At 41.1% G+C, this 1,466-nt stretch carries 1 protein-coding gene; it reads right to left on the bottom strand.

The window, feature by feature from the left end; all coding sequences use genetic code 11:
- Positions 1 to 178 precede the first annotated feature (178 nt).
- Positions 179 to 1,384 (bottom strand): IS256 family transposase, encoded by a 1,206-nt coding sequence (locus T355_RS0112300; RefSeq protein ID WP_197019590.1) that lies wholly within the window; start codon positions 1,382 to 1,384, stop codon positions 179 to 181.
- Between the last annotated feature and the right edge of the window lie 82 nt (positions 1,385 to 1,466).

Genomic DNA, 1,466 nt, shown 5'->3' on the forward strand with positions numbered 1-1,466 from the left:
GAGAGTATGAAAAAATCTCTGTAAATAAGATCTTCTATGGTTGAAAATAATATAAATTTAATGCGTAGTCCAATCAGATACTCATTGTAAAGCTACGTGTGAGCTAGTGCACTGCAAACAGCTGGGGCCGTATTACCGCAGGTAACAATAACCTCAGCTTTTTTATTTTGCTGAAAAATTAGTAGTTTATCCGGTCTTCATACATTATGCTGAATTCACCATATACTCGGCCCCAATTACGGATTGGCATAGTCCACTTTTTGGTGGCCTCAGTCGTTGCCAGATATAGTGCCTTCATTAGGGCCTGAGAATCCGGGAACACGCTTCGTTGACGATTTAGGCGTCTATAGCTGGAATTAAGACTTTCAATGGCATTGGTGGTATATATGACCTTTCTGACCGCTGCAGAAAACTTAAATATTGGCGTAATAACATCCCAGTTAGTCGTCCAGCTTTTCATGGCGTTAGGGTATTTTTCATGCCATTTTTGACTGACTTTATCCCTGTTAGCCTTGGCCTGCTGCTCGGTGACGGCCTGGTAAATACTTTTCAGGTCAGTAGCAAATTCCTTGCGATCTTTATCCGCCACATATTTTAGGGTATTACGGACCTGATGAACGATGCAGCGCTGGTACTCCGTTTTAGGAAATGCGGCTGTAACAGCTTCTTTCATGCCTGTAAGGCCGTCAGCACATAGTACAAGAATATCTTTGAGGCCTCGGTTTTTAAGTTCATTAAACAGTCCAAGCCAGTATTTCGCACTTTCATTTTCACCAATATAGAGGCCCAGCACTTCCTTGATACCATCTTTATTTATGGCGAGAATGACATAGGCAGCCATTTTACGAATTATGCCGTTATCTTTTACGGAATAATGAATGGCATCAACGAAAACTACAGGATATAACGAATCCAAAGGTCTATTCTGCCAGTCATGGATTTCCGGAAGAATTTTATCCGTCACATCGGATATGAAGCCCTCTGATACGTCAAAACCATAGATGTCTTCGATGGTTTCGGAAATCTGTCTGGTAGTCATTCCCTTGGCATACATAGATATTATCTTATGGTCTATGTCAGAAATGTCTTTCTGGCGTTTCTTTACAACCTGAGGCTCAAAGGTAGATTTGCGGTCCTGTGGTACATCAATAGAAAATGAACCATAACTGCTGTTTACCGTCTTTTTCTTGTAACCATTGCGGCTGTCATCATTTGATGAGCGTTCGGATTTCTCATAGCCCAAATGTTCATCCATTTCAGCTTCCATCATCTCTTTGATGGTGCCGCCGAGAAGATCCTTCAGAGCTTCCTGAATGTCTTCAGCAGAATTGATGTCATATTCGGTCAATAATTGCTGAATAATTTGGCGCTTACCGTCTGTCATTTGTACATGGTGTACTGGTTTTGAAGATTTTCTTGCCATAACAAAAGGCCTCCTATGATTTTATTTTACCATAGAAGACCTT

Source organism: Anaerovibrio lipolyticus LB2005 (genome assembly GCF_000621545.1).
Classification (GTDB): Bacteria; Bacillota; Negativicutes; order Selenomonadales; family Selenomonadaceae; genus Anaerovibrio; species Anaerovibrio lipolyticus_A.